We start from the raw sequence: 20,433 nt of genomic DNA on the forward strand, positions 1-20,433 counted from the left end.
CACTTAGGAGGTTTCTGCATAAGAATTTACCCAGAATGTTGGTGCTTTGCCCGCGAAGCGGGCAAAGCACCAACATTCTGGGGGTAATTTCATTACTGGAAATCTCCTTATGCCTGGCCAAGTTAGTTAACCTGAGTTCGGGTTAAGGGCGTTTTCAAGTGCCGCGCAACGCGCGGCACTTGAAAACGCTCATTTTGGCGTGCGCGAAGCGCACGCCAAAATGAACACCTCAGCTTATCCCGAACTGAGGTTAGTTACGACAAAAGGAGTGAGGCGGGGTGTTGCGCTGCCTCACTTCTTTTGTCGTATAGCGCTTTGCACTTGAATCAGCCACAGTTTTTTTTGAGAGCCGTGCTTCGCGCGGCTCTCAAAAAACAACCAGATTTTAGGTGCTTGAAAAGCGCTGTAATAAAAATGGCTAGGAGTTTAATTGAGTTGAGCTGCTTAGGTAGCTAAGCAACATTCGTAAGTTCTGGCCCTGCTATTAAAAACACATGCCAGAATATTTACCCCTGGAGGACTCTAGAACCAGTGCTTCTTCATTTGTCTTTGTTTTTTGAAGCGAAATTTCTATCAGTTATGAACTGAGAAAATTGATGACCCTGCTGTAATTTAGGATCAACTCCGGAGGCATAGACCTGATTCACCTTGTGATGGAGGGTTGTCTTGTGATGAACTTCTACCTTGATGAGAAAGAAGGCTATAGCCCAACATCCTGAACTCGGAGATTTTGCATCATGACTCAGTGGAATCAAAAATTGACCCAGCGCCTCACGAGCGTTGTTGGTATTGCGGCGATCGCCTCCTGTGTATCCCTTCCGGCTTTTGCCCAAATGTCGCGTCCTGGGATGAATAATTCCCCCAGCACTCAAAATGTGAACCCTTCCGCTCGCAATCAGATTTCCTCGCTTGACCGCGAGTTTGTGACCCATGCTTTTCAGAGCAATAATGCTGAGATTGCAACCTCTCAATTAGCATTGCAACGCTCTGAAGATAATATGGTTCGCCAGTACGCCCAGCGCATGATCAACGAGCATACGCGTGCGAACGAAATTTTGACTAACTATGCTGAACAGCGCAGTATCGAGCTGCCTGATGAGCCCGTTGATCCGTTGAATCAGGCGATCGCTCAACAGCTAGCCCAACTTTCAGGCCGTCAATTCGATCAGGCTTACATGGATGTTCAGAGAGACGCGCACCTGCGTGCCTTTGCTCTGTTCCAAACCCAGTCTGGCTATGGGCAAGATCAAGGTTTGAGAAGCTATGCAGCTCAACTGTTGCCCAACATTGGTGAGCATTATGAGATGGCACAGCAAATGAATGGCATTCGGACGGGCGGTAACACGCAACCCGGCCAGGAAATGCAGCCAGTTCGCTAAAGCTGGACTAAGAATTTCTGAGGAGTCTTTGACTCCTCAGAAATTCCGACCCCAACCGAATCTAGACAGAAAATAGGGCGCGTCACCAAGTGACGCGCCCTATTTTTTTAGAATGCCTTAAACACTATGCAGCGGTGAGGCCATAGGCTGACATCCGCATAATGTCGCGGGTGGTGAAGCCAATATTACTCAGGGCTTCCCCATAGCTAATCATGAAGTCCTCTACCAGGGCTTCTTTTTCCATAGCCAGCACGCGAGCATCATCCTCTACCTGATTCAGCATGCGCCATACCAACGGTAGATTTTGACGGTTAGCGTCTTCTAATTCTGCTCTTGCTGTTTCAAAGTTTTTCTTCAACCACTCTTCGCCAAAGTTGAGGTGCATGTACTCGTCTTTCACCACGCCTTCGGTTACTTTACGAGCGAAATCATCGGCCACTGGAATATAAATGTTGTAAGCCGAAATCGCAAAGCACTCAATAACGAGCGACTGGATCAGCAGGCAGGTGACAATCTTGCCTTGAGCCGCAGCCTCCTGAAAGTTGCGATGCAGGTCTGCGAAGAATTCCTTCGCGAACTCCATATCGGGGGTGACTTCCAGATTCTTGCCACATGCCATGAAGCCTTTCTTGTGGCGGTTTTCCATTTTGGAGAGGCTAATTAGCTCGTCCTTGTGCTCGGGCATCAGCTCTGCCAGTTGTTGATAGTTTGCAAATGCCTCTTCTTCGCCTTCAATCACGATCGCATTGATGCGGCTATAGGCATCTTTGTAAACTTCGCTATGGAAGTCCAGTTCGGAACCAAGCTCAAGCTGCGGCATAATATTGCAATCTCCTGCGGAATGTACGGCCTTGATACCCGTTTTTGACTGTACCAAGAGCGATCTCAACACCTTTTAGGGTTTCTATCAGTCTCTACTCTAATGGGTTCAGGGCAGCCCTTGTCAAATCTTGTCGGGAGGATTCATGATAAAATCGCTGGTTTTTTCATAAATCCGGATCTATATATTATGGGTTTTTCTAGCCGGACTGGGGACGGGCGATCGCCGCTCCCTCAACTGTCCTATGGGGCGATCGCTACCTGGCTCAATCCCCTTCTGCTCCTCATCGGCGCGGGTCTAGTGCTGTACCCCCTTGGAGTTGTGCTGCTCACCTCGCTCACGCCGCCTGCTCTTCTGGGAGAAGCGGCAAAAAAGGGGCTAACCCTCGCAAACTACCAGCAGGCTTGGGCTCGGGGAAATTTTTGGTTAGCTTTTGCCAATTCTACCTTTGTGGCTCTGGCGGTAACGGCTCTCCAGATCATCACGTCGGCCTTGGCTGGTTATGCCCTGGCGCGGCTTCGCTTTCGGGGCCGGGAAGCCATCTTATTGATTATCCTGGCTACTCTAGTCATCCCATTTCAACTGCTCGTAATTCCCATTTTCCTCGTGTTGAAGTGGGGCCACCTGATCAATACTTATGGCGCACTGATTCTGCCTACAGCAGCCAGTGGCTTCGGCATCTTTTTAATGCGTCAATTTTTTCAAACCATTCCCGTTGAGTTGGAAGAGGCCGCTGCTTTGGATGGTGCAACCCGCTGGCAAATTCTCTGGCGTGTGATGCTTCCCTTGGCTCGTCCCGCTCTGGTAACCCTCTTTCTCTTCACCTTCATTGGTGAGTGGAACGATCTATTTAAACCCCTCGTCTTCACAACCCGCCCGGAACTTCGCACTGTACAACTCGCCCTGGCCGAATTTCAGGAGCAGTTTACCAACGACTGGTCGCTGTTGATGGCAGCGGTGATGATAGCCACTATCCCCGTCATCATTCTCTTTCTATTGGGGCAACGGCAATTTATTCAAGGAATTGCTGCAACAGGAATTAAGAATTAGTGGGTTGTAACCAGTGCATTTGGGTGGCTACAGCCAAAAAAACATTTTGAGAAAGTTTTGCTGCCGCCTAGCGGCAGCAAAACTTTCTCAAAATGGGTAGGGAAGAGGCGGACATAAGCCGGGTTCTGTTCCCGGGGGCAAGCCCCCATGGGCAGCTATCTATCTGGGATGCCCGTTACCGAACACCTCAAGCGGATTGGCAGGAACGAGTTGCCCCGTTCCTCGGAGCCGGTAAAAGACCAACCGTTGCCCCTTCGACCTTGCTCCCAACCGGGGTTTACCGAGCCAACACCTCTCGATGTTGCTGGTGCGCTCTTACCGCACCCTTGCACCCTTACCTGTAGGCCGAAGCCCCATCGGCGGTATGTTTCTGTGGCACTATCCTCACGGTCACCCGCACTGGGCGTTACCCAGCAAGTCTGGTCTTTCGGGAGCCCGGACTTTCCTCAGATTCCAACGGAATCCGCAGCCGCCTCGCCTCCTCTTCCCAATTCCAGTGTATAGCGCTCGCGGGTTTATTCAGTACGGTGTTGTGGGATGCTCAGCGCCCCACAACACCGTACTGTAGTTAACGAGCTTGCACGTCGCTATATAGCGGTGAGTCCGATGGTTCGCAGCAATTCACTGCAAACCATCGGACTCACGGTTAAGGAATACTTCATGGAGCCTTCTTTTTCCATGGGAAATCCTGATCCCATGGGACACGACGGACAACGAAGCGGCAGGTAATCGAGTGAGTAACGATGCTGTCGTCGACGCGAGGGGTGACCTCCGTGACCCGACGTAGCACTAAACGCAGGGAAAACTCTAGTTGTTTATCTTCGGGGAGAGCTGCAATGGGCCCCAAGTCTACGAGCGGGGCTGCAATTTGTACGCCACCTTCAGGTTTGGCCTTGAGCATGTCTTCTGCTACAAGCCGTTCGCTGAGGGTTTGGCCGGGGGCAGCAACACTGAAGATTTGAGCCTGGGAGAGGTCGAGGTTCAGGGTGGGGGTGATGCGGATAACACGGCGCGATCGCCCCGTAAAGTTTGTCAGTGTACAGCGGTCCCAATCCACATAAAAGGGCACCTCTGACATATTAGTAATGCTGACAGATAGGTCAGAAATGGGCTCGAACCCGTACTGGCCTTTGAGGGGAACTTTGACGGCGATCGCTTGCCCCAGCCCCTGCTCCTCCAACTGTGCCTTTAAAGCCCCCTGATCCATCACTACCGATGCCCGATCCTCCAGGTTATTGATGGCGCGATAGCCCACGTAAACCAACGTGAACAGGTAAATCACCAGGATGACAATGTCAAGAGAAGGCATAGAGTAGGAGGCAGCAGGCCATTCTTTGAACAAGCTTAAAGTTTAATTGTGTCCCAAGTCGTAGGGCTCTGAATAGTTTTCTGTGCAGGCACCTGTGCCTTTTCCCGTACCTCCTGGATTGAAAAATACTGTCTATCTATATAGTTGTGCTTCAATTCCTCTGAGAGAGATGCAGCAATTCTCATTATGAGCTTTGAAGCCAAGAGTTCGCGCCCGTCGGGCGCGAACTCTTGGCTTCAAAGCCTGAAAATAGCCTGCCTTCGGCAGGCTATTTTCAGGCTTCAGTTCAAAATGAGAATTGCTGAGGTTGTGCTGAGTAGAAATAGAGAAAAATACATCCTGTGCATTACTAAATTCTGGGTATAGGTATCTCCTACCCAATCCCAAAGAAATGCTGAAGGCTAGCAGAGCTGCTGGAACGCAACAACTCGACAAAAAGCGATACAGTGTTAGTAACTTCAACTATTGCAGGCAGGTTGCAGCGTGTTTGTCCTGAGCGGCTACGAATACTTTTTGGGCTTTCTGCTAGTGTGCGCCCTGGTGCCCGTGATTGCCCTGGTCACCTCCCAGATTTTGCGCCCCAAGCGTACAGGGGTTGAACGACGGACGACTTACGAATCGGGGATGGAACCCATTGGTGGTGCCTGGATTCAATTCAACATCCGGTACTACATGTTCGCCCTGGTGTTTGTCATCTTTGACGTAGAGACGGTTTTCCTCTACCCCTGGGCCGTTGCCTTCAACCAACTGGGTCTGCTGGCCTTTTTGGAGGCACTGGTTTTCGTTGCAATTCTAGTTGTCGGTCTTGTTTACGCCTGGCGGAAAGGAGCACTGGAATGGTCTTAAACCCTGACACCGTGACAAATTATGATCCCGCTGGAAAGATTTTGAGCCCGGCTGGCAAGCCTACCGTGACTCAAGATCTTTCCGAAAACGTCATCCTGACGACAGTGGATGACCTCTACAACTGGGCGCGGTTATCGAGCCTCTGGCCTTTGCTCTACGGCACTGCCTGCTGCTTCATCGAGTTCGCCGCACTGATCGGCTCTCGCTTTGACTTTGACCGTTTTGGTTTGCTGCCCCGTTCAGCCCCTCGTCAGGCAGACTTGATCATCACTGCAGGCACCATCACCATGAAGATGGCTCCGGCCCTGGTGCGCCTGTATGAGCAGATGCCCGATCCCAAGTATGTGATTGCTATGGGCGCTTGCACCATCACGGGCGGGATGTTCAGCACGGATTCCCCAACTGCCGTGCGCGGCGTTGACAAGCTCATTCCTGTGGATGTTTACATCCCCGGTTGCCCTCCCCGCCCTGAGGCGATCATGGATGCAATTATCAAGCTGCGGAAGAAGATTTCGGCGGAAACCTTTGCAGACCGCGACATCATTGAGCCCAGCCATCGCTACTACACCGTCAACCATAAGCTGAAGGAGACCGCTCCTCTGCTGACGGGCCAATATATGGAGCAAGCAACCCGCAAAGCTCCTCCCAAAGAACTTATGGAAGCTATGGGGATGCCTGTTTCCCCTGCACTTCAACAAGCTGACCAGGAGGTTGTGAATCGTGGCTGAAGAAACTCCAAAACCCGCAGAGCAGGCTTCTGAAGCAGCCCCCATTATCGAAGCGGGAAAGGTTTCCCGGTGGTTGACCGAGAACGAGTTTGATCACGAAGTTCTAGAACCCGATCACCTTGGTGTTGAAGTATTGCGCGTCGATCGCGAATTCTTAATTCCGTTCTCGACTGCTCTGTATGCTTATGGGTTCAACTACCTCCAGTGTCAGTGTGCTTACGACACCGGCCCTGGTGGAGATTTGGTGAGTACCTATCATCTGATCAAGCTGTCGGATAACGCCGATCGCCCGGAAGAAGTTCGTGTTAAGGTCTTCGTTCCTCGTGAAGATCCCCGTGTTCCTTCCGTCTACTGGATTTGGAAGACAGCCGATTGGCATGAGCGCGAGAGCTATGACATGTACGGCATCGTCTACGAAGGGCATCCCAACTTAAAGCGCATTCTGATGCCTGAAGATTGGGTCGGCTATCCTCTCCGGAAGGATTACATCTCGCCTGACTTCTTCGAGCTGCAAGACGCGTATTAAGGCGGAACCGTTTACAGTACGGTACGTCAAAACAAATGAAAGGCGGTGGTTGCTTCCACCGCCTTTTGTTTACAAAATCACCATTCCCTAACGTTTAAAGGTTATAGAGTTAGCTTTTTAGGACGTCTAGGGTATTCTCAAACTACAACGAGGGAAGGGGGGTCGGTGACCGCCCCTTTTTTATTGGCGCAGAAGACTAAAAAGCTTTAGCCTTCGGGAGAATCGGTAGGAGGGCGTAGAGTGGTGGAGCCTTGGCGCTGATGGCGGTAGAACCAGGCGGCTAGCAGAATGAGGAACAGGTAAGGGCTGTAGGCAGCGAGCCAGGTCAAGAATTTCAGGAGGAAGACCGTGAAGGCACCGACGCTATGGGTCGCCTGTTGCCAGGTGTTGGCGATCGCCTCTCCCACCGGCTGTTGGGTCCCTAAGGTTGGTACTGTTTCCTGCACCGTCACCGTGATCGTCGAATAGGCTACCTGGTTTTGCAAATTCGTCAGTTGTGCATCCAGCATCTCGATGGATTGGCGCACATTGCTAATTTCCTGGGCAACCCGGAGCACGTCAGCCATGTCACCAGCCCGCTTCATGATGTTGGTCAGCATCTCCTCGGTTTGGCGGAGGTTCTTCAGGCGGGCCTGGTAGTCTACTAACTGGGTCGAGACATCCTCAGCGGTGATCGATTGATTTTGCACTGTGCCCAGTGGAGTTAATGCGTCCAACGCTTTATCTAACTGAGCCTGAGGAACACGCAGGGTGAGAGTGGCCGTGTGGCGTTCACCCCTATCCTGAGGCACCTGTTCTTGCAAACCGATGATGTCGCCCTGATGTTGACGGGCGATCGCCTCCATCTTCTCCAGGGCCTCACTCACAGATTCCACATCCAGGCGCATCTGTGCTGTGCGCACCATCTTCAGCTCGGCTTGAGGAACAGTAGCCCCACCGCTCGGAGGTGGCGGAGCCGCTTTAGCATCCGTTGCCATCTGCGCGAGGCCACCCTCCGCGACCGGCGCAGGCATGGGTGCAGAGGCCGGCTCTGCACGGCTTTCTGAGGTAGTGTTCATTGGAGCTGAGGCGCAACTGGCCAGCACCGTACTCAACAATAACGTCAGCCAAACCGTAGCAGAAGAGAGGTGAAGGGGATGCCGCATTTGGTGAACTCCCGTATGATCGAGGTGCGTTAATCGTCAGTATGGAACGACTCAATCGCACAAATGATACGGTTGCAGATTCCGCAACGCTTCTGCGGTGGAACGAGCCCCAAGGTGCCGTTTTTGATGCAACCCAGACCTATCGCTATACCCTGTGGCGGTGCTGGAACCCTGAAGCTCCAAGCATTGCGTTCATTATGCTGAACCCCAGTACAGCGGACGCTGCGAAGGATGACCCTACCATTCGTAGTTGTCGCCAGTTCGCAAAGGTTTGGGACTATGGCAGTGTTGAAATTGTCAATTTATTTGCGTATCGAGCCACATTACCGCGAGATTTACGATGCAGTTTGCAGCCTATTGGAGATGACAACGACCGATACATCCTGGAGGCCGTAGAGTCTGCTGCAAAAGTGGTGGTGGCCTGGGGAAATTGGAGGAGCTGGTTGGGGCGCGATCGCACCCTCCTTAATCTTCTTTCCTCAACGCCTCTGCACTGTCTTGGGGTCAATCAATCGGCGCAACCTCGTCACCCACTCTACGTTAAGCGCGATACGAGGTTGCAACAGTTTATCCGAAAAGAATAAATGCTTGGAACTTGAAACCTACAGTTTCATGCCTCAAACATTTAGGAGGTTTCTGCATAAGAATTTACCCAGGATGTTGGTGCTTTGCCCGCGAAGCGGGCAAAGCACCAACATCCTGGGGGTAATTTCATTACTGGAAATCTCCTTATCCCTTCTGCCAGGGTGTCGAATCTAGAAATGGTGGAATCGGACAATCCATCGCGATCACTAAAACTCGAAGGAGCTCGCCTTCTTGGATGGTGACTTTGTTATCGACCAAAACGGTGTGAGCGCAGGCATCGATGATGGCTTGCTTGAGCTTCGGTGCGGCCTGGCCCAGCTTCTTCAGGCTTTGACTAATAGCCTGGAGGTCGGCTTTGACAGGCCCACTAGGCATTTCCTGGCTGCTGACGCCGGGTAAGCGATATAGGCCCGAGCGGAAGGCATAATCAATCTGATCCGACGTTGTATGTCCGACCCGGGCCAGGGCTGAGAGGATGGTCAGGCAGTCCTTCCAGAGAGGGCCAATGGTGGTAATTTCGGGGCCGGGTTCCTGATTTTGGGAGAAGAAGGATTTGAGGCGACGGTGGAGTACGACTTGTAGGCTGTACTCGGCCAGGGTGACCCGCTGATCCATTTGCACCAGGGCTTGCACCTGTTTCAGGAAGCGGCTGCATTGCTCGGCGGAGGTCTCCCGCAAAGCGGGAATGGTGAGCTCGATCAGGGGCAGACGGAAGCGAGGGTCTAGTTTTTGGAGGTCAGGTTGGAGGCGTAGGGCTTGCTCCACAACATCGGGCAATTCCGTTTGCTTGAGAAAGGCGATTTGGCGATCGCGTACCCCCTGATCCTGCCCATCTAACAATAGACCGTAGACGATCGCCAGAGCTCCCTCTCGCTGGTGAGCTGCTGTATGAACTGATTCTGGCAACTTCGCGAGCAATGCCTTGGCATAGATGAGATGTCCCTCGGTTGCCGTACCAATGGAGGCGACGACCTCCTCAGGGGTCACCTTAATTTCCTTTGTTGCAGAAGGTGTTCCTCCCTGGAAACCCATTGCTGCGCCTCCAGCCATCCCCGACAGGCTGCCGCTTCTGGGCATAGCCGTTGTGGATTCGGAGAACGTCGATACTTTGCCTGCTAACCCCTCTAATCGCCGAATCCGGGTTTTGAGGGCGGGATGCGTGGCAAAGGCTTCGCCAAAGAAATTGAGCTTAAGAGCTTCGCCGAAAAAGAGGTGGCTGGCCTGCTCTGCCTTAGGGGATTGAATCAACGAGCCACTATGCCCCAATCCGCCGATTTTACGCAGCGCTCCAGCAATGCCGTGAGGATTGCGTGTGAACTGCACTGCCGAGGCATCCGCCAAAAATTCTCGTTGGCGCGAGACGGCCGACTTAATGAGACGGCCGCAGAGCAGCCCAATCATGCCCACCGCGATCATGGCAAAACCGGCTACTGCTAGCTGATTCCCCCCTTTATCGGATCGGGAGTGTCCCGACCCTTCCAGTAGCAGGCGTCCCGCCAGGTAGATCAACAAAATTCCCTGTAACACCCCCATGAGCCGCAGGTTGAGGCGCATGTCACCATTCAGAATGTGGCTGAATTCGTGGGCAATGACCCCTTGCAATTCATCCCGGCTGAGTTGATCCAGGCAGCCCTGGGTAATTCCAATGACGGCATCGTTGGTTGTAAAGCCAGCGGCGAAGGCATTGATACTGCGTTCCTGCGGGAGGAGATAGACGGCTGGAACGGAGACTCCAGCGGCGATCGCCATCTCTTCCACAACATTCAACAACTGCTGTTCGGCTTCATTCGGAACACCCGTTGCACCAAGGCGATGTCCCCCTAACCCTTCTGCAACAACCCGTCCCCCTCCTCGCAGGGCGATGAGCTTGGATATGCTACCCGCTCCCACAAAGAGCATGACGCCAAAGCTGACCAGGACGAGGATGCCAGGCTGCCAGGTGAGCCGACGGAATAACGCGATTGTAGAGGCCAGGTAGAATAGCCCGATCATGCCGAGGAGGGCGATCGCAAATAGCACCAGCAGGTACAGCGTATTTTGCCGCGCCTGATCCTGATGCTCGAAGAAATTTAGGGTGGATTGTTGCATCAGCGTAAGAGGTATATAGGTTGAGTTTTTGGTGGTGTAGCACAGCAAAAACTCAACCTTTAAAGAAATTTAGGGTGGCTTGTTGCACCAGCGTAAGAGGTAAAAAGGTTTCATATTTGTGCGCTAGGCGCACGAACATGAAACGTCTAGAACGAAATTCGAGGGACTTCTTTGACTTCGGGTGCAGATTCCTCAAGCAGTTGAGCAGCCTGGAAATTAAAGGCATTTGCAATCAAATTGCTGGGGAAGACTTCGCGCTTTGTGTTGTAGAGGGTAACCGCGTCGTTAAACGCTTGACGTGCAAAGGAAATTTTGTTTTCGGTAGAGCGCAGCTCTTCCATCAACTCGCTCATATTTTGGTTGGCCTTCAGGTCGGGATAGGCTTCCGACAACACCATCAGACGGCCTAATGCTCCTGTCAGTAAACCTTCAGCCTGGCCCAATTGTTCCATCGCTCGGGGGTCACCGGGAGCCTGGGATGCCCGTTGTGTGGCTGTAACGGCTGCATTTCGGGCCGTGATAACGGCTTCTAGCGTCTCGCGCTCGTGTTTCATGTAGCCTTTGACCGTTTCCACCAGGTTGGGAATCAGGTCATGCCGCCGCCGCAATTGCACATCGATTTGGGCGTAGGCGTTACCATACCGATTCTTGTAAGTGACCAGTCGGTTATAGGAATCGATGATGATATAACCAACCACCAGCACAATTACTACCAGGGCAATGAATAAGCCCATGTTGTCTCACCTTAAAGAACATACTTCAGCGGCTCATCGCCCAGGTCGCTTGGTGATATGTCTGGGGATAGATGCCATTTTTGCAACTCAATCCTAACCGCGCCTTTTTTGGAAAGGTTTATTGTTAAGCTTTGCTATCACCAACTTTAGTTAATCTTCATGATTTTCTAGAAGAATTCCGGGCCACTAAATTGGAAAGCCTTAACCCTGCGTGATTTCCGCGCTTATCAAACAAAACTTTATCCAAATTACGAACTTTAAACACCCCTTACAAAGGCGATCCGGGAGTTAAGGGAAACTACCCGAAGAAAGGATTAGACAACTATTTCCCTTTCCCTTTTCTACCCAAATGGATACATCCGCGATTGATACGCTCACGGCCAAGCTCATCCATATTATTAAGACGCGTGATCCAGATAAAGTTCGTTTTTGGGCGGATCAGCTTGATCGTCAAAAGAATCAGTTTTTAGTGGCTCAAATTATTGCCCGTGTGGATCGATCGCTGCAAAAAACGGATCGAGAGTTAAGGGGATGGTTTCGAGATATTTATTGTGCCAACTACTCCCCTGAGCTCAAAAAACTATGGCTGGATTTTGTGGATCTTTGTGGCCTAAGTCTATAGGAACACCGCCGTTATGAGCATCACAGATTCGTCTCCCCTAGGGCGCATTTTCCAGGGGGTAGAAGCCTGGAATGACTGGCGGAAAAATCATTCCGCTCCGCCTGATTTGGAAGATGTGATATTGGTTCAGGCAGATCTCGCCAGAGCCAATCTGCGGGATGTCAACCTAAGTGGTGCCATACTGACCCAGGCCAACTTGCAGAGAGCAGATTTGTGCAACAGCATTTTGCTGAATGCCAGGTTGGAGCGAGCCCACTTACAGGGCGCTAACCTCAGCAACGCCTACCTGAGTGAAGCGCGACTGGAAGATGCTGATTTAACCCATGCCAATCTGGTAGGAGCGCTCTTGCTGGAAGCCTGCTGTCGCAAAACGATGTTAGTAGGAGCGGATTTGCGAGGAGCGATTGCCCACCGCAGCGACTTCATCCAGGCAAATCTTATTGGGGCAGTCCTGCGAGGGACTGACCTGAGCGAAGCTACGTTGATTGGAGCACTGCTGATTAAAGCGAATCTGTCCGGTGCGTTGCTACAAGGAGCCAATCTGAGTCTGGCGGATTTGAGTCGTGCCAATCTGGCAGGGGCCAATCTGGCAGGGGCCAACCTGAGCGGCGCAACCTTGAGTGAAGCAAATCTGCAGCATGCCAACCTTACAGGGGCCAACCTTAACGGTGCGTCGCTGGAAGGGGCAGATCTCGGTAACGCCATTCTGTTGGGTGTCACTCTAGACAACGCTCAACTCACTGAGGCTATTCTTGCTCCCGATCTGGATGTACCGGAGCTTCAGCTATCCGATTTTGATTTGGGGTAAGGGCTTCCTAACCTATGGAGGTTCGGCTCTGATATTCCTCCGGGAATCACCCTTTTTCCTCAATTTTTTATTCTCCTTTAGCGTGTTTCCCTACCTGAACTATGGCTGATCAAGAAATGCTGGCGCTCCTGCGTAAAGGAGTGGATTCCTGGAATGAATGGCGACAAACGCACCTGGTGAAGCAGGGTATCAAACCCAACTTCACGGGGGCGAACCTGGAAGGTCAAGATCTGGCGGGGGCGGTGTTCATCAAAGCCAATATGACGGGGGTGAATTTGCGGCGATCGCTACTCACCAAGAGCGATCTAAGCCAGGCTACGCTTATCGAAGCTCAATTGAGCCGCAGCGACCTGCGTTGGAGCCATTTGGAAGCGGCTGATTTACAGCGGGCCGACCTGCGCAATGCTGACCTCAGCGAAGCTAATCTGACTGATGCCATTCTGATTCGGGCTGTCTTAGGAAAAGCCCGGCTCAAGCAGTGCAAGTTGTTACGCAGCAACCTGCATCGTGCCGATTTACGTGCAGCTGACCTAGTGCAGGCACGGCTCAACCAGGCTGATCTGACTCAGGCTGATCTGCGGAGTGCTGACCTGCGACAGGCTAATTTCGAAGGGGCTATTTTAGAGGGGGCTGACCTTTCTCTGTCAGATCTCGATGGCGTAAACTTTCAAGGAGCCAACCTTCAGGGGGCAAACCTCTGTGGTGCAAATCTTAACCGCGCTAATTTAGTGAGAGCGAACCTAACAGGAGCTAATCTGGAAACTGCATTTCTCTCCCAGGCAAATTTGACCCGAGCCCAAGTGAAGGGGACTTGCTTTAAACAGGCTGATCTCTGGGCTGCTATCCTGACCGATACCCGGCTTGAGGAAGCCGTATTGGAAGATGCTAATTTGGCTGCGGCGATTTTGCCCCAGGGGTACAACTGGTATCCTCGGCCTACAACTGAAGATACGGCTGAGTGGTTGGATGACACGGAACTGCCAACGGTGGAGTATACCTATCCATCCAGTTGAGTCCTGGGTTTCGTTCTATGGTTGAAGGGGGCGCATTGCCTCCTCTTCAACTATGGCGAGGGCGAGAAGTATAGATGGTTGGTCGTGGATTTTCTAAGTACGTGTTAGCTGACCTCTAAAGAAACCCGGTGGTTCTAAAAACCACCGGGTTTCTGAGCTTAAGCGCCCAACAAAGTGAATTTTGAAGTGTGAAAGCCGAATTAGGGTCCAGAGAAGATAACGTCATCTAAGTCTTTACGGCTGAGGGAGTATTTGAACGTCCGTACAATATCTCGGCCGTCTTCTCCAGCGTTGATATAGCGCACTAGGAAGGCGTCTGTATCCATAACAATTTCGGCTTCCCAGGTCGGCATTTGCACATGCCAGCGGTTGGGTTCTTCACTGTCGCGCTGGCAACCCTGAATGGAGAGCCAGTGTTCGACTTCGGGCAGCGGATGGTTATAGATCGGAGTCTCAGGAGGAGGAAGTGCCATCAGAAAATGGTTACGTCAAGTGCAAAGGGTTAGGGAAGGGGACTGAGGGCCGCACCGGAGGAGAGGGCTGGGCCTTTCCTACTGGGGGCAATTCTTCTGGATAATTAGGGTCAGACGGCATTTCCGCTGGTGGGTCTACTGGGGTTTCTAGAGGGGGAGCGATGGCCGGTGGTTCTGGATTAGGCGTCACCTTCTCAATTACCTGGCGCACAGGTTCAGGCACAGGAATCTGCTGCAAAGTTTGAATGGCGTTATCTCCTCGGGTTAGCCCGAGGGTAACGACCAGCAGAAGGCATCCCAAAAATGTGACACCTAGCATGAACAGGGCAAAGATTTCCCCAGCGGAGAGGGGGCGATCGCTTGGGTCTAAATATGCCGACGACCGAGGACGCCGTCCCTCGGGGGGGTGCTGATTCAGAGGAATCTCAGGGCGCATCACCCGCACCCGTGAGTACCCATTCCGCAAATCATAAGTCGCCCGACGTTCGGGGTTGCAGAGGGTGGCGTAGGCTTCGTTTAATTCTTGAAATTTTTCCGTTGCCTCAGCAGCAGGTAGCTGCGTGGTGTCCGGATGATAGAGCTTGCTCAACTCACGGTAAGCTCGCCGGATGTCTTGCACCGACGCTCCCGGAGTGACCCCCAACAAATCATAGTACGTGGAACTCGGCTTGACCTCCGACACGCGCCAACCTCCAGGGCGTCAACAAAGTCCTTAAACGGAGCATTTCGCTATTTTAACTGGGATTCTGGCGTTCCCTGCAAAATACCTTCGCTGGACCCATTGAACCCCTTTTTGTTATCTATTGCTCAATTTTCTGAGAAACAGGCACTAGATTACCTACAGCTTTTGTGGGGTGGGCATCTTGCCTGCCCGTTTGGGCCAGATCCCACCCCACTCTTGCATTTATTCTAAAGCCGCTTGTCAGGAAGATCTCAAGCGGGCTGATACATTCCACCCCGAGTCAGGCGGATTTGCGCCAGGGTGAAGACGACGGGGATGACACGGGCATAGTTGGTGGCGATCGCCCGCCATCCCAAATCTGCAAACAGCCATACCCATAGTGCGGGGCCGAGGAAGGCGAAGACCGAACGGACCGCTCCATAACGGGCGGCACTGAGGCTCATGGTGCGGTAAGCACTCTGGGCGGCAACTTGAGTGGCGATCGCCCCTGCTTCTACTGCCTGTCGGGCCACTTGATAGGTGGCGACGTGCAGCATGAATTGCCGCGCCATCTGTTGCAACAACCAGGGGCGCACCACGGAATTGATCGCTACAACGCTTCCCCCTTTCAGGAGTAATCGGGCTGGATCAAGCTGTACTGAGGTGGGGAGCTGCTTTGCCAGCTCAGACCCTGAAACGGCTTCCTGGAGTTGCCCGTTGAGGATTCGCCGTTCTTTGGGGGGCATCTTCTCCCAGGCTCGGTGTAGAAGATGTAGAAAGATCTCAGCCTCCAAGTCTTCTGTCGAGAAAGACTGCGAATAGGGGATCTTTAAATAGCGGCAGACTCGGGTCAGAACCTGGTGGTAGGTGAGTTTGTTCGTGTTGCCTCGGAGTACTGTTACGCCGTCTGCGGCCAGGAAACGAAAGCGTTCTTCTAACACATAAAGCCAGGTTTCGCGGTCTTGGCTACGTACATCGATGGGATCGGGGGTACACACGTAATCCAGCGGGTTGAATTGGCGGCGGAACAGGATGTCCGTTAATAGCTCTAATTCCTCGTCACTGGCCAATTCCAGGGCTGCCCTCAATTCGTCCACGCTGGATACCTCCGACTTTATGTCACTGTAATTTTGCTATCGATGAAATTTAATGATCAAGATCCCTATGCAAGCAGTCTAATGCAAAGCCCCTCTATTCATCGCAATTATCAGAAGTTGCTGACGGGGTTGTCTGAAAAGGTTTGGGCAAGTTTAGGCTTTGCTTGGGGACGCGTCTAACCCTGCTTGGGGGCGCGTCGCCCCCCCAAACCCCCCAACTGGGGGGACGGGCCTCTCCGTCTCTCAGTCGGGAGGTTTGGAGGGCGACGCGCCTCCAAGCTAGATCTCTGCAACCAATCCAGTATCTCAAAACGCACCTGTCAGAGTTTTGTGCCCTCTCTGCCAAGAAAGACGAAAAACAAGGTGTGAGAGTTCACACCTTGCTGAGAGACTTCAATCAGGCTGATGAAACTAGGTTTGGATTTTGAGCCCATCGACTCAAAATCTCTTGAACAAGGCTTAGGGTGATCTGAAAGATAATTCTTCCGAAGAATACTTTGACCAACTCCACACGCCCTGTGTGGCCAAAGGCATTGATTCTTGTTAGAGAAGGCTTCGCTACCTATCGGCATCAGCAACCATCTCCCAAAAATTGCCCTTGCCGATTTGGCAAGTCCAGAGAATGCAAAACTTATGCACTCAATAGACTGCCTTATTGTGGATGGGCATCTTGCCAGACCTGGTAAAGACACCCGGCCCACAATTCTCAAATCTGCACTCTTTAGCGATAGTCGGCAGATTGAATTTCGCGAATTCGAGACTCGGGGCGAAGGAAGCGGCTGAGTTGCGCTTCGAAGAACTTCCGGTTCGCCATCAGGTGCTCAGGATTGGGATCATCTAGCGGATAGAGCAGGGCTGTGCGAAGCGCCTGGATAACCGCAGAGGTCACGTTGTACATCGATCGCTGGAAGGTAACAGCCAACTGTACTAGCTGGTCATCCTCACCCCGGCAATGCTCCTTGTAGTACTCCACCAGATAAGGAGGAAGGAAGTGGAGCATGTCCTGCATCAGCAATGTGGGGGGAATTCCAGCTGTACCAACGGGGAACTTGTCGGCATACAGTACGCCGTAGTGGAAGTCTTTCTGCTCGTCGGGAACCTGCTTCGCCTGAGCGTTGTAGGACTTGGTGCCCCGGAAAGGAGACGTGCGGTAGAACACGGCTTCCACATAGGGCAGAGCTGCTTCGTAAAGCCAGGTGAAACCCTTCGACTTGGGAATGATTTCGAAACACTCGCCATCGATGTAAACGTGGTGATAGATGGGGCGACCGGCGATCGCAAAAATCCCATTCACCAAAAAGTTCATCGCATCGGGCACGCCCTTAAAGCCACCCTCATCGTAGATGTCCGACATCTCGAAGAACACCGGAGCCATCACTTCCCAGAATAGACCCAGGTTGGCGTAGTAAGACATCTGCCGTACTTGTTCCATGAACATATCAGGGAACATCTTGTACAGACTCATCATCATGGGGTTCTTCTTGAAGAAGGCGCGGATGGCGCGATCGGCGTTGGCCTTGTACTCGTCGCTGTCGAGGTACGCGTCAAACTGGCCATAGCCCATATCTCGACCATGCCACAGCATGGAGCGCATGCACTCTTCCGCGAACTCCATGTTGACGCGATCGTGATACCAGTGGTGCAGCAAACGGGGCACCCCTTTCTTCACCTCACCCTTCTCCATGAACTCCAGCAATTCGGGGTGTGCTTCGCCCGTGCCCCGCCAGATGCGCAGGTCGGCATTGTCCCCGGAGTAGTGGTTGTTCAGCTTCAGGTAGTCCTTGGGCAGGAAGTACTTGAAGAAGGGCAGGGGGTTGAGGAAAACACGCTCGGCGATGTAGAGCAGATCGCGCCAGTAGAAGTCCATTGGCACGGCGTAAGCCTTGTAGATGCCAATGATCTGCATCAGGTTTTCCTGGGTGTCAGGCAACATGGAGCCGCCTGCTTCCATCCGATGGATAATGTCGGCGAACTCGTGGGTGGAAGGGGGAATTTTTTCTGCCGCCATGGAGGGGGGACGGGAGGGAGCAACGGGAGGAGTTTCGGGGGTGGAAGTCCGGGGTGGGAGGGTGGCAGTCATTGGCTTTCTCGGTAATGTGAACAGATTTGGGAGATGTTCAACCGTCAGAGCTTGGCTTTGTTCTTCACTGTAGGTGGGTGGGGGGACACAAGATCCAATTGCGTTCAGGTTTTACCCCTGTATTTTGTCTGGGTTCCCCCAAGGTTTTGCCTATGGTTGACTATGGTTGGATGGAAGGTTGCTGACGAAGTTTCCAGGCATGGAACAAACTGGGGATGTCGTGTTGCCAGGTAGGCAGGATGAGGGTCATGGCGATTTCTTCCAGGGTGTGAATGATGCCAAGGGCGATCGCCAACCCCAACGCCCATCCGCCATAACTCGCTCCAAATAACATCAGCGTCGCAACCAGTAAACTCAAACCCCAGGCTTTTGCCGTGTAAGTGTGGTAACAGGCGGGCTGGCCATACTTGACCAGATTAATCACCCACCAGAGCGCTTGCAGTCCTAACACCGTGAGCAAGGGAACCTGAAAGGCCAGGATGATGTCTCGGTGGGTAAGCCAGGCGGCGATCGCAATGCAGACATATAGAAGGCGATCGGCCCAACTATCGGCCTGTCTTAATCCAGCAGTGCTGACTCCCAACCGACGGGCGATGACGCCATCAAAAATATCGGAGAGAACCGCTACCACGTAGGCCACCAGGAACCCGGTGCCCACCTGTCCGTCCAGGGAATCCCAGAGGAGGAAGGGGGCGATCGCAATACGCAGGGCAACCAGCAACATCGGAATGGAAGAGACCATAGGAATCGATTCGAGAAAGACTAGCTCTGTCATAACCGATACCCGTGTAGGATTTCGCTTGCCATTGCCGCTTTTGCAATTGCCTGGGGTTGAGTTGAGAAGGTTCAGGAAGAATTTGCTGCTTGTTGGAATTTTAGAAGCCCAGGTTCCTGGGAAACTTCAACATCCGATTGGTACTTAGTTCGGGGCAACCTCAGGATTGATAGCGATTTGTTGCAGTTCAACAGTGGGTACTGCCGCAACCATCGCTGTGCTCGTAGGCTCCAGCCAGCGCACTAACCAGGTGGGTTGAATGCCCAGGAAGAGGATCAGAATGGTCAGTACGAGAGCTGGCACTTTCTCGGCAGTCGTCACTTTGGGATAGTAAGCCGTTTTGTTATCCAGCTTACCGAAGCAGGTGCGATTCAGCAGAATCACAAAGTACACCGCTGTCAGACCGGTACCAGCCACCGCAAATAGGGTTTGGAGGGGGAACCGAGCATAACTGCCCTGGAAAATCAGGAATTCTGAAATGAAGCCTACCAGACCGGGGATACCAGCGCTGGCCATCGCGCCCACCACCAATAGAGAAGCCGTAGCCGGGAGACCGCGGATTGGGTTCATCAGACCATTCAATACATCCAGTTCACGGGTGCCAACTTTGGCTTCAATCACACCGACCAGATTGAACAGTACTGCCAGAATCAAACCGTGGGCCACCATCTGAGACACTGCACCAACCACGCTGAGGGCGGTTAGAGCTGCGCCACCGAGGAGGATGTAACCCATGTGACCGATGGAGCTGTAAGCCACCATGCGCTTGATGTCTTTTTGGGCGATCGCCGCCAACGCACCATACATAATGCTGACCGCAGCCCAGATTGCTAACCAGGGAGACAGTGTATTCCAGGCTTCAGGGAACAGCCCCAGACCGAAGCGGAAGATACCATAAGCGCCCAGTTTTGCCAGAACCCCGCCCAGCAGAATGGCAACGGGAGCCGAAGCCTCAACATAGGTATCCGGTAGCCAGGTGTGGAAGGGAACCAGGGGAATCTTGATACCGAAGCCGACGAGCAGCACACTCAGTAGAAGGATCTGCATCCCCAGGGGTAAGGTTTGACCCAGCAGGGATTCGAAGGCAAAGGAGGTGGAGTGCGTAAACCAGATCAGACCAAGGAAACCGAGCAGAATCAGCGCACCGGAAATTGCTGTGTAAATCAAGAACTTGGTGGCTGCGTAACTCCGCTTGCTACCGCCCCAGATGGACACCAGCAGGTAGAAGGGAATCAACTCCAGTTCGTAGAACAGGAAGAACAGCAGTAAGTTCTGTGCTGCGAAGGCTCCCGCAACGCCGCCCACAATCAGCAGCAGCATGGAGTAGTAAAGGCGGGGTCGCTCGATGTCGGTCTTGGTGCTTAGAATGGCAATCAGCGTCAGCAGGCTATTCAGCACCAGCATCAGCAGAGACAGTCCATCTACACCCAACTGGTAGTTCAAACCCAGTTGCTCAATCCAGGGAATGTTTTCTACAAACTGCATTCCGGTGTCGCCCAGATTGAACTGGAACATAACCACCAGGGAAAGAACCAGGGTGAAGGCTGTAACCGCTGCTGCACCCCAACGAGCCTGCAGGCCCGACACGTTGCCGGGGGCGAAGGCCACCACTCCGGCACCGATGATGGGAATCCAAATCAACAAACTCAACATGATCGAAGTCTCTTCCTGAAAGGGCAAATCGTAACGAAACG

At 52.7% G+C, this 20,433-nt stretch carries 20 protein-coding genes and 1 other RNA gene; 9 read left to right on the top strand and 12 right to left on the bottom strand.

What is annotated here, in order from left to right:
• The first annotated feature begins 737 nt into the window (after positions 1–737).
• Positions 738–1,379 carry a DUF4142 domain-containing protein gene (locus H6F91_RS06485; protein WP_190772759.1) on the top strand — a complete coding sequence of 214 codons (642 nt, stop codon included), beginning with the start codon at positions 738–740 and terminating at the stop codon, positions 1,377–1,379.
• Positions 1,380–1,503: 124 nt separating this feature from the next.
• Here H6F91_RS06485 and H6F91_RS06490 read toward each other — a convergent pair whose 3' ends face one another.
• Positions 1,504–2,199 (bottom strand): aldehyde oxygenase (deformylating), encoded by a 696-nt coding sequence (locus H6F91_RS06490; RefSeq protein ID WP_190772760.1) that lies wholly within the window; start codon positions 2,197–2,199, stop codon positions 1,504–1,506.
• Between the two features lie 189 nt (positions 2,200–2,388).
• Between H6F91_RS06490 and H6F91_RS06495 the strand changes: the two genes are divergently transcribed.
• A complete protein-coding gene (locus H6F91_RS06495; RefSeq protein ID WP_190772761.1) occupies positions 2,389–3,249 on the top strand; it encodes a carbohydrate ABC transporter permease in 861 nt (286 codons plus the stop codon).
• A 99-nt stretch (positions 3,250–3,348) separates the two neighbouring features.
• Here the strand turns inward: H6F91_RS06495 and rnpB are convergent.
• Together rnpB and H6F91_RS06505 are read right to left on the bottom strand one after the other, a co-directional pair.
• Positions 3,349–3,734, bottom strand: an RNA gene (rnpB, locus tag H6F91_RS06500) — RNase P RNA component class A.
• Between the two features lie 173 nt (positions 3,735–3,907).
• On the bottom strand, positions 3,908–4,558 hold the full coding sequence (locus H6F91_RS06505; protein WP_190772762.1) for a hypothetical protein: 651 nt from the start codon (positions 4,556–4,558) through the stop codon (positions 3,908–3,910).
• Between the two features lie 483 nt (positions 4,559–5,041).
• On the opposite strand from H6F91_RS06505, the gene ndhC reads away from it, so the two are divergent.
• The 3 genes from ndhC to H6F91_RS06520 are packed head-to-tail and all read left to right on the top strand — an operon-like array spanning position 5,042 to position 6,658.
• A complete protein-coding gene (ndhC, locus tag H6F91_RS06510) occupies positions 5,042–5,404 on the top strand; it encodes a photosynthetic/respiratory NAD(P)H-quinone oxidoreductase subunit C (RefSeq protein ID WP_190772763.1) in 363 nt (120 codons plus the stop codon).
• Positions 5,395–6,132, top strand: a complete 738-nt coding sequence (locus H6F91_RS06515) for an NADH dehydrogenase subunit K (protein WP_190772764.1) — start codon at positions 5,395–5,397, stop codon at positions 6,130–6,132. Before ndhC ends, H6F91_RS06515 begins: the two co-directional genes overlap by 10 nt.
• Positions 6,125–6,658: an NAD(P)H-quinone oxidoreductase subunit J gene (locus H6F91_RS06520; protein ID WP_190772765.1), complete on the top strand. Its 534-nt coding sequence runs from the start codon at positions 6,125–6,127 to the stop codon at positions 6,656–6,658. Before H6F91_RS06515 ends, H6F91_RS06520 begins: the two co-directional genes overlap by 8 nt.
• Before the next feature lie 206 nt (positions 6,659–6,864).
• Here H6F91_RS06520 and H6F91_RS06525 read toward each other — a convergent pair whose 3' ends face one another.
• Entirely contained in the window at positions 6,865–7,803 is a 939-nt protein-coding gene (locus H6F91_RS06525) for a DUF4349 domain-containing protein (RefSeq protein WP_190772766.1), read from the bottom strand.
• Positions 7,804–7,844: 41 nt separating this feature from the next.
• Here H6F91_RS06525 and H6F91_RS06530 point away from each other — a divergent pair, with 41 nt between their 5' ends.
• Complete coding sequence (locus H6F91_RS06530; protein WP_190772767.1) at positions 7,845–8,387, top strand: DUF1643 domain-containing protein; 543 nt, start codon at positions 7,845–7,847, stop codon at positions 8,385–8,387.
• 145 nt (positions 8,388–8,532) lie between these two features.
• On the opposite strand, the gene H6F91_RS06535 is transcribed toward H6F91_RS06530, so the two are convergent.
• The gene (locus tag H6F91_RS06535) at positions 8,533–10,476 is read right to left on the bottom strand and encodes a M48 family metallopeptidase (RefSeq protein WP_190773299.1); all 1,944 of its coding nucleotides are present in this window, start codon (positions 10,474–10,476) and stop codon (positions 8,533–8,535) included.
• 146 nt (positions 10,477–10,622) lie between these two features.
• Positions 10,623–11,210 carry a LemA family protein gene (locus H6F91_RS06540; RefSeq protein ID WP_190773298.1) on the bottom strand — a complete coding sequence of 196 codons (588 nt, stop codon included), beginning with the start codon at positions 11,208–11,210 and terminating at the stop codon, positions 10,623–10,625.
• A gap of 349 nt (positions 11,211–11,559) precedes the next feature.
• Between H6F91_RS06540 and H6F91_RS06545 the strand changes: the two genes are divergently transcribed.
• From H6F91_RS06545 to H6F91_RS06555, 3 genes are all read left to right on the top strand, one after another.
• Positions 11,560–11,832 (top strand): hypothetical protein, encoded by a 273-nt coding sequence (locus tag H6F91_RS06545; RefSeq protein WP_190773297.1) that lies wholly within the window; start codon positions 11,560–11,562, stop codon positions 11,830–11,832.
• A gap of 13 nt (positions 11,833–11,845) precedes the next feature.
• Positions 11,846–12,640 carry a pentapeptide repeat-containing protein gene (locus tag H6F91_RS06550; RefSeq protein ID WP_190773296.1) on the top strand — a complete coding sequence of 265 codons (795 nt, stop codon included), beginning with the start codon at positions 11,846–11,848 and terminating at the stop codon, positions 12,638–12,640.
• A 101-nt stretch (positions 12,641–12,741) separates the two neighbouring features.
• Complete coding sequence (locus tag H6F91_RS06555; protein WP_190773295.1) at positions 12,742–13,653, top strand: pentapeptide repeat-containing protein; 912 nt, start codon at positions 12,742–12,744, stop codon at positions 13,651–13,653.
• Between the two features lie 200 nt (positions 13,654–13,853).
• Here the strand turns inward: H6F91_RS06555 and H6F91_RS06560 are convergent, their stop codons facing one another.
• The 6 genes from H6F91_RS06560 to H6F91_RS06585 form a co-directional block, all read right to left on the bottom strand.
• Positions 13,854–14,126: a DUF3143 domain-containing protein gene (locus H6F91_RS06560; protein ID WP_190773294.1), complete on the bottom strand. Its 273-nt coding sequence runs from the start codon at positions 14,124–14,126 to the stop codon at positions 13,854–13,856.
• Positions 14,127–14,136: 10 nt separating this feature from the next.
• Entirely contained in the window at positions 14,137–14,808 is a 672-nt protein-coding gene (locus tag H6F91_RS06565) for a DnaJ domain-containing protein (protein WP_190773293.1), read from the bottom strand.
• A gap of 251 nt (positions 14,809–15,059) precedes the next feature.
• On the bottom strand, positions 15,060–15,884 hold the full coding sequence (locus tag H6F91_RS06570; protein ID WP_190773292.1) for a hypothetical protein: 825 nt from the start codon (positions 15,882–15,884) through the stop codon (positions 15,060–15,062).
• 721 nt (positions 15,885–16,605) lie between these two features.
• Entirely contained in the window at positions 16,606–17,892 is a 1,287-nt protein-coding gene (locus H6F91_RS06575) for a CO2 hydration protein (protein WP_190773302.1), read from the bottom strand.
• 232 nt (positions 17,893–18,124) lie between these two features.
• The gene (locus H6F91_RS06580; protein ID WP_242035664.1) at positions 18,125–18,739 is read right to left on the bottom strand and encodes a CDP-alcohol phosphatidyltransferase family protein; all 615 of its coding nucleotides are present in this window, start codon (positions 18,737–18,739) and stop codon (positions 18,125–18,127) included.
• 144 nt (positions 18,740–18,883) lie between these two features.
• Entirely contained in the window at positions 18,884–20,392 is a 1,509-nt protein-coding gene (locus tag H6F91_RS06585; RefSeq protein ID WP_190773291.1) for an NADH-quinone oxidoreductase subunit M, read from the bottom strand.
• Between the last annotated feature and the right edge of the window lie 41 nt (positions 20,393–20,433).

It is taken from the genome of Leptolyngbya sp. FACHB-8 (assembly GCF_014695575.1).
Classification (GTDB): domain Bacteria; phylum Cyanobacteriota; class Cyanobacteriia; order Elainellales; family Elainellaceae; genus Vacuolonema.

Excerpts from the sequence above, each read along its gene's own strand:
- H6F91_RS06485 (WP_190772759.1), top strand. The coding sequence starts at position 738 with ATGACTCAGTGGAATCAAAAATTGACCCAGCGCCTCACGAGCGTTGTT.
- H6F91_RS06490 (WP_190772760.1), bottom strand. The coding sequence starts at position 2,199 with ATGCCGCAGCTTGAGCTTGGTTCCGAACTGGACTTCCATAGCGAAGTT.
- H6F91_RS06495 (WP_190772761.1), top strand. The coding sequence starts at position 2,389 with ATGGGTTTTTCTAGCCGGACTGGGGACGGGCGATCGCCGCTCCCTCAA.
- H6F91_RS06505 (WP_190772762.1), bottom strand. The coding sequence starts at position 4,558 with ATGCCTTCTCTTGACATTGTCATCCTGGTGATTTACCTGTTCACGTTG.
- H6F91_RS06515 (WP_190772764.1), top strand. The coding sequence starts at position 5,395 with ATGGTCTTAAACCCTGACACCGTGACAAATTATGATCCCGCTGGAAAG.
- H6F91_RS06525 (WP_190772766.1), bottom strand. The coding sequence starts at position 7,803 with ATGCGGCATCCCCTTCACCTCTCTTCTGCTACGGTTTGGCTGACGTTA.
- H6F91_RS06530 (WP_190772767.1), top strand. The coding sequence starts at position 7,845 with ATGGAACGACTCAATCGCACAAATGATACGGTTGCAGATTCCGCAACG.
- H6F91_RS06535 (WP_190773299.1), bottom strand. The coding sequence starts at position 10,476 with ATGCAACAATCCACCCTAAATTTCTTCGAGCATCAGGATCAGGCGCGG.
- H6F91_RS06540 (WP_190773298.1), bottom strand. The coding sequence starts at position 11,210 with ATGGGCTTATTCATTGCCCTGGTAGTAATTGTGCTGGTGGTTGGTTAT.
- H6F91_RS06545 (WP_190773297.1), top strand. The coding sequence starts at position 11,560 with ATGGATACATCCGCGATTGATACGCTCACGGCCAAGCTCATCCATATT.
- H6F91_RS06550 (WP_190773296.1), top strand. The coding sequence starts at position 11,846 with ATGAGCATCACAGATTCGTCTCCCCTAGGGCGCATTTTCCAGGGGGTA.
- H6F91_RS06555 (WP_190773295.1), top strand. The coding sequence starts at position 12,742 with ATGGCTGATCAAGAAATGCTGGCGCTCCTGCGTAAAGGAGTGGATTCC.
- H6F91_RS06560 (WP_190773294.1), bottom strand. The coding sequence starts at position 14,126 with ATGGCACTTCCTCCTCCTGAGACTCCGATCTATAACCATCCGCTGCCC.
- H6F91_RS06575 (WP_190773302.1), bottom strand. The coding sequence starts at position 17,892 with ATGGCGGCAGAAAAAATTCCCCCTTCCACCCACGAGTTCGCCGACATT.
- H6F91_RS06580 (WP_242035664.1), bottom strand. The coding sequence starts at position 18,739 with ATGACAGAGCTAGTCTTTCTCGAATCGATTCCTATGGTCTCTTCCATT.
- H6F91_RS06585 (WP_190773291.1), bottom strand. The coding sequence starts at position 20,392 with ATGTTGAGTTTGTTGATTTGGATTCCCATCATCGGTGCCGGAGTGGTG.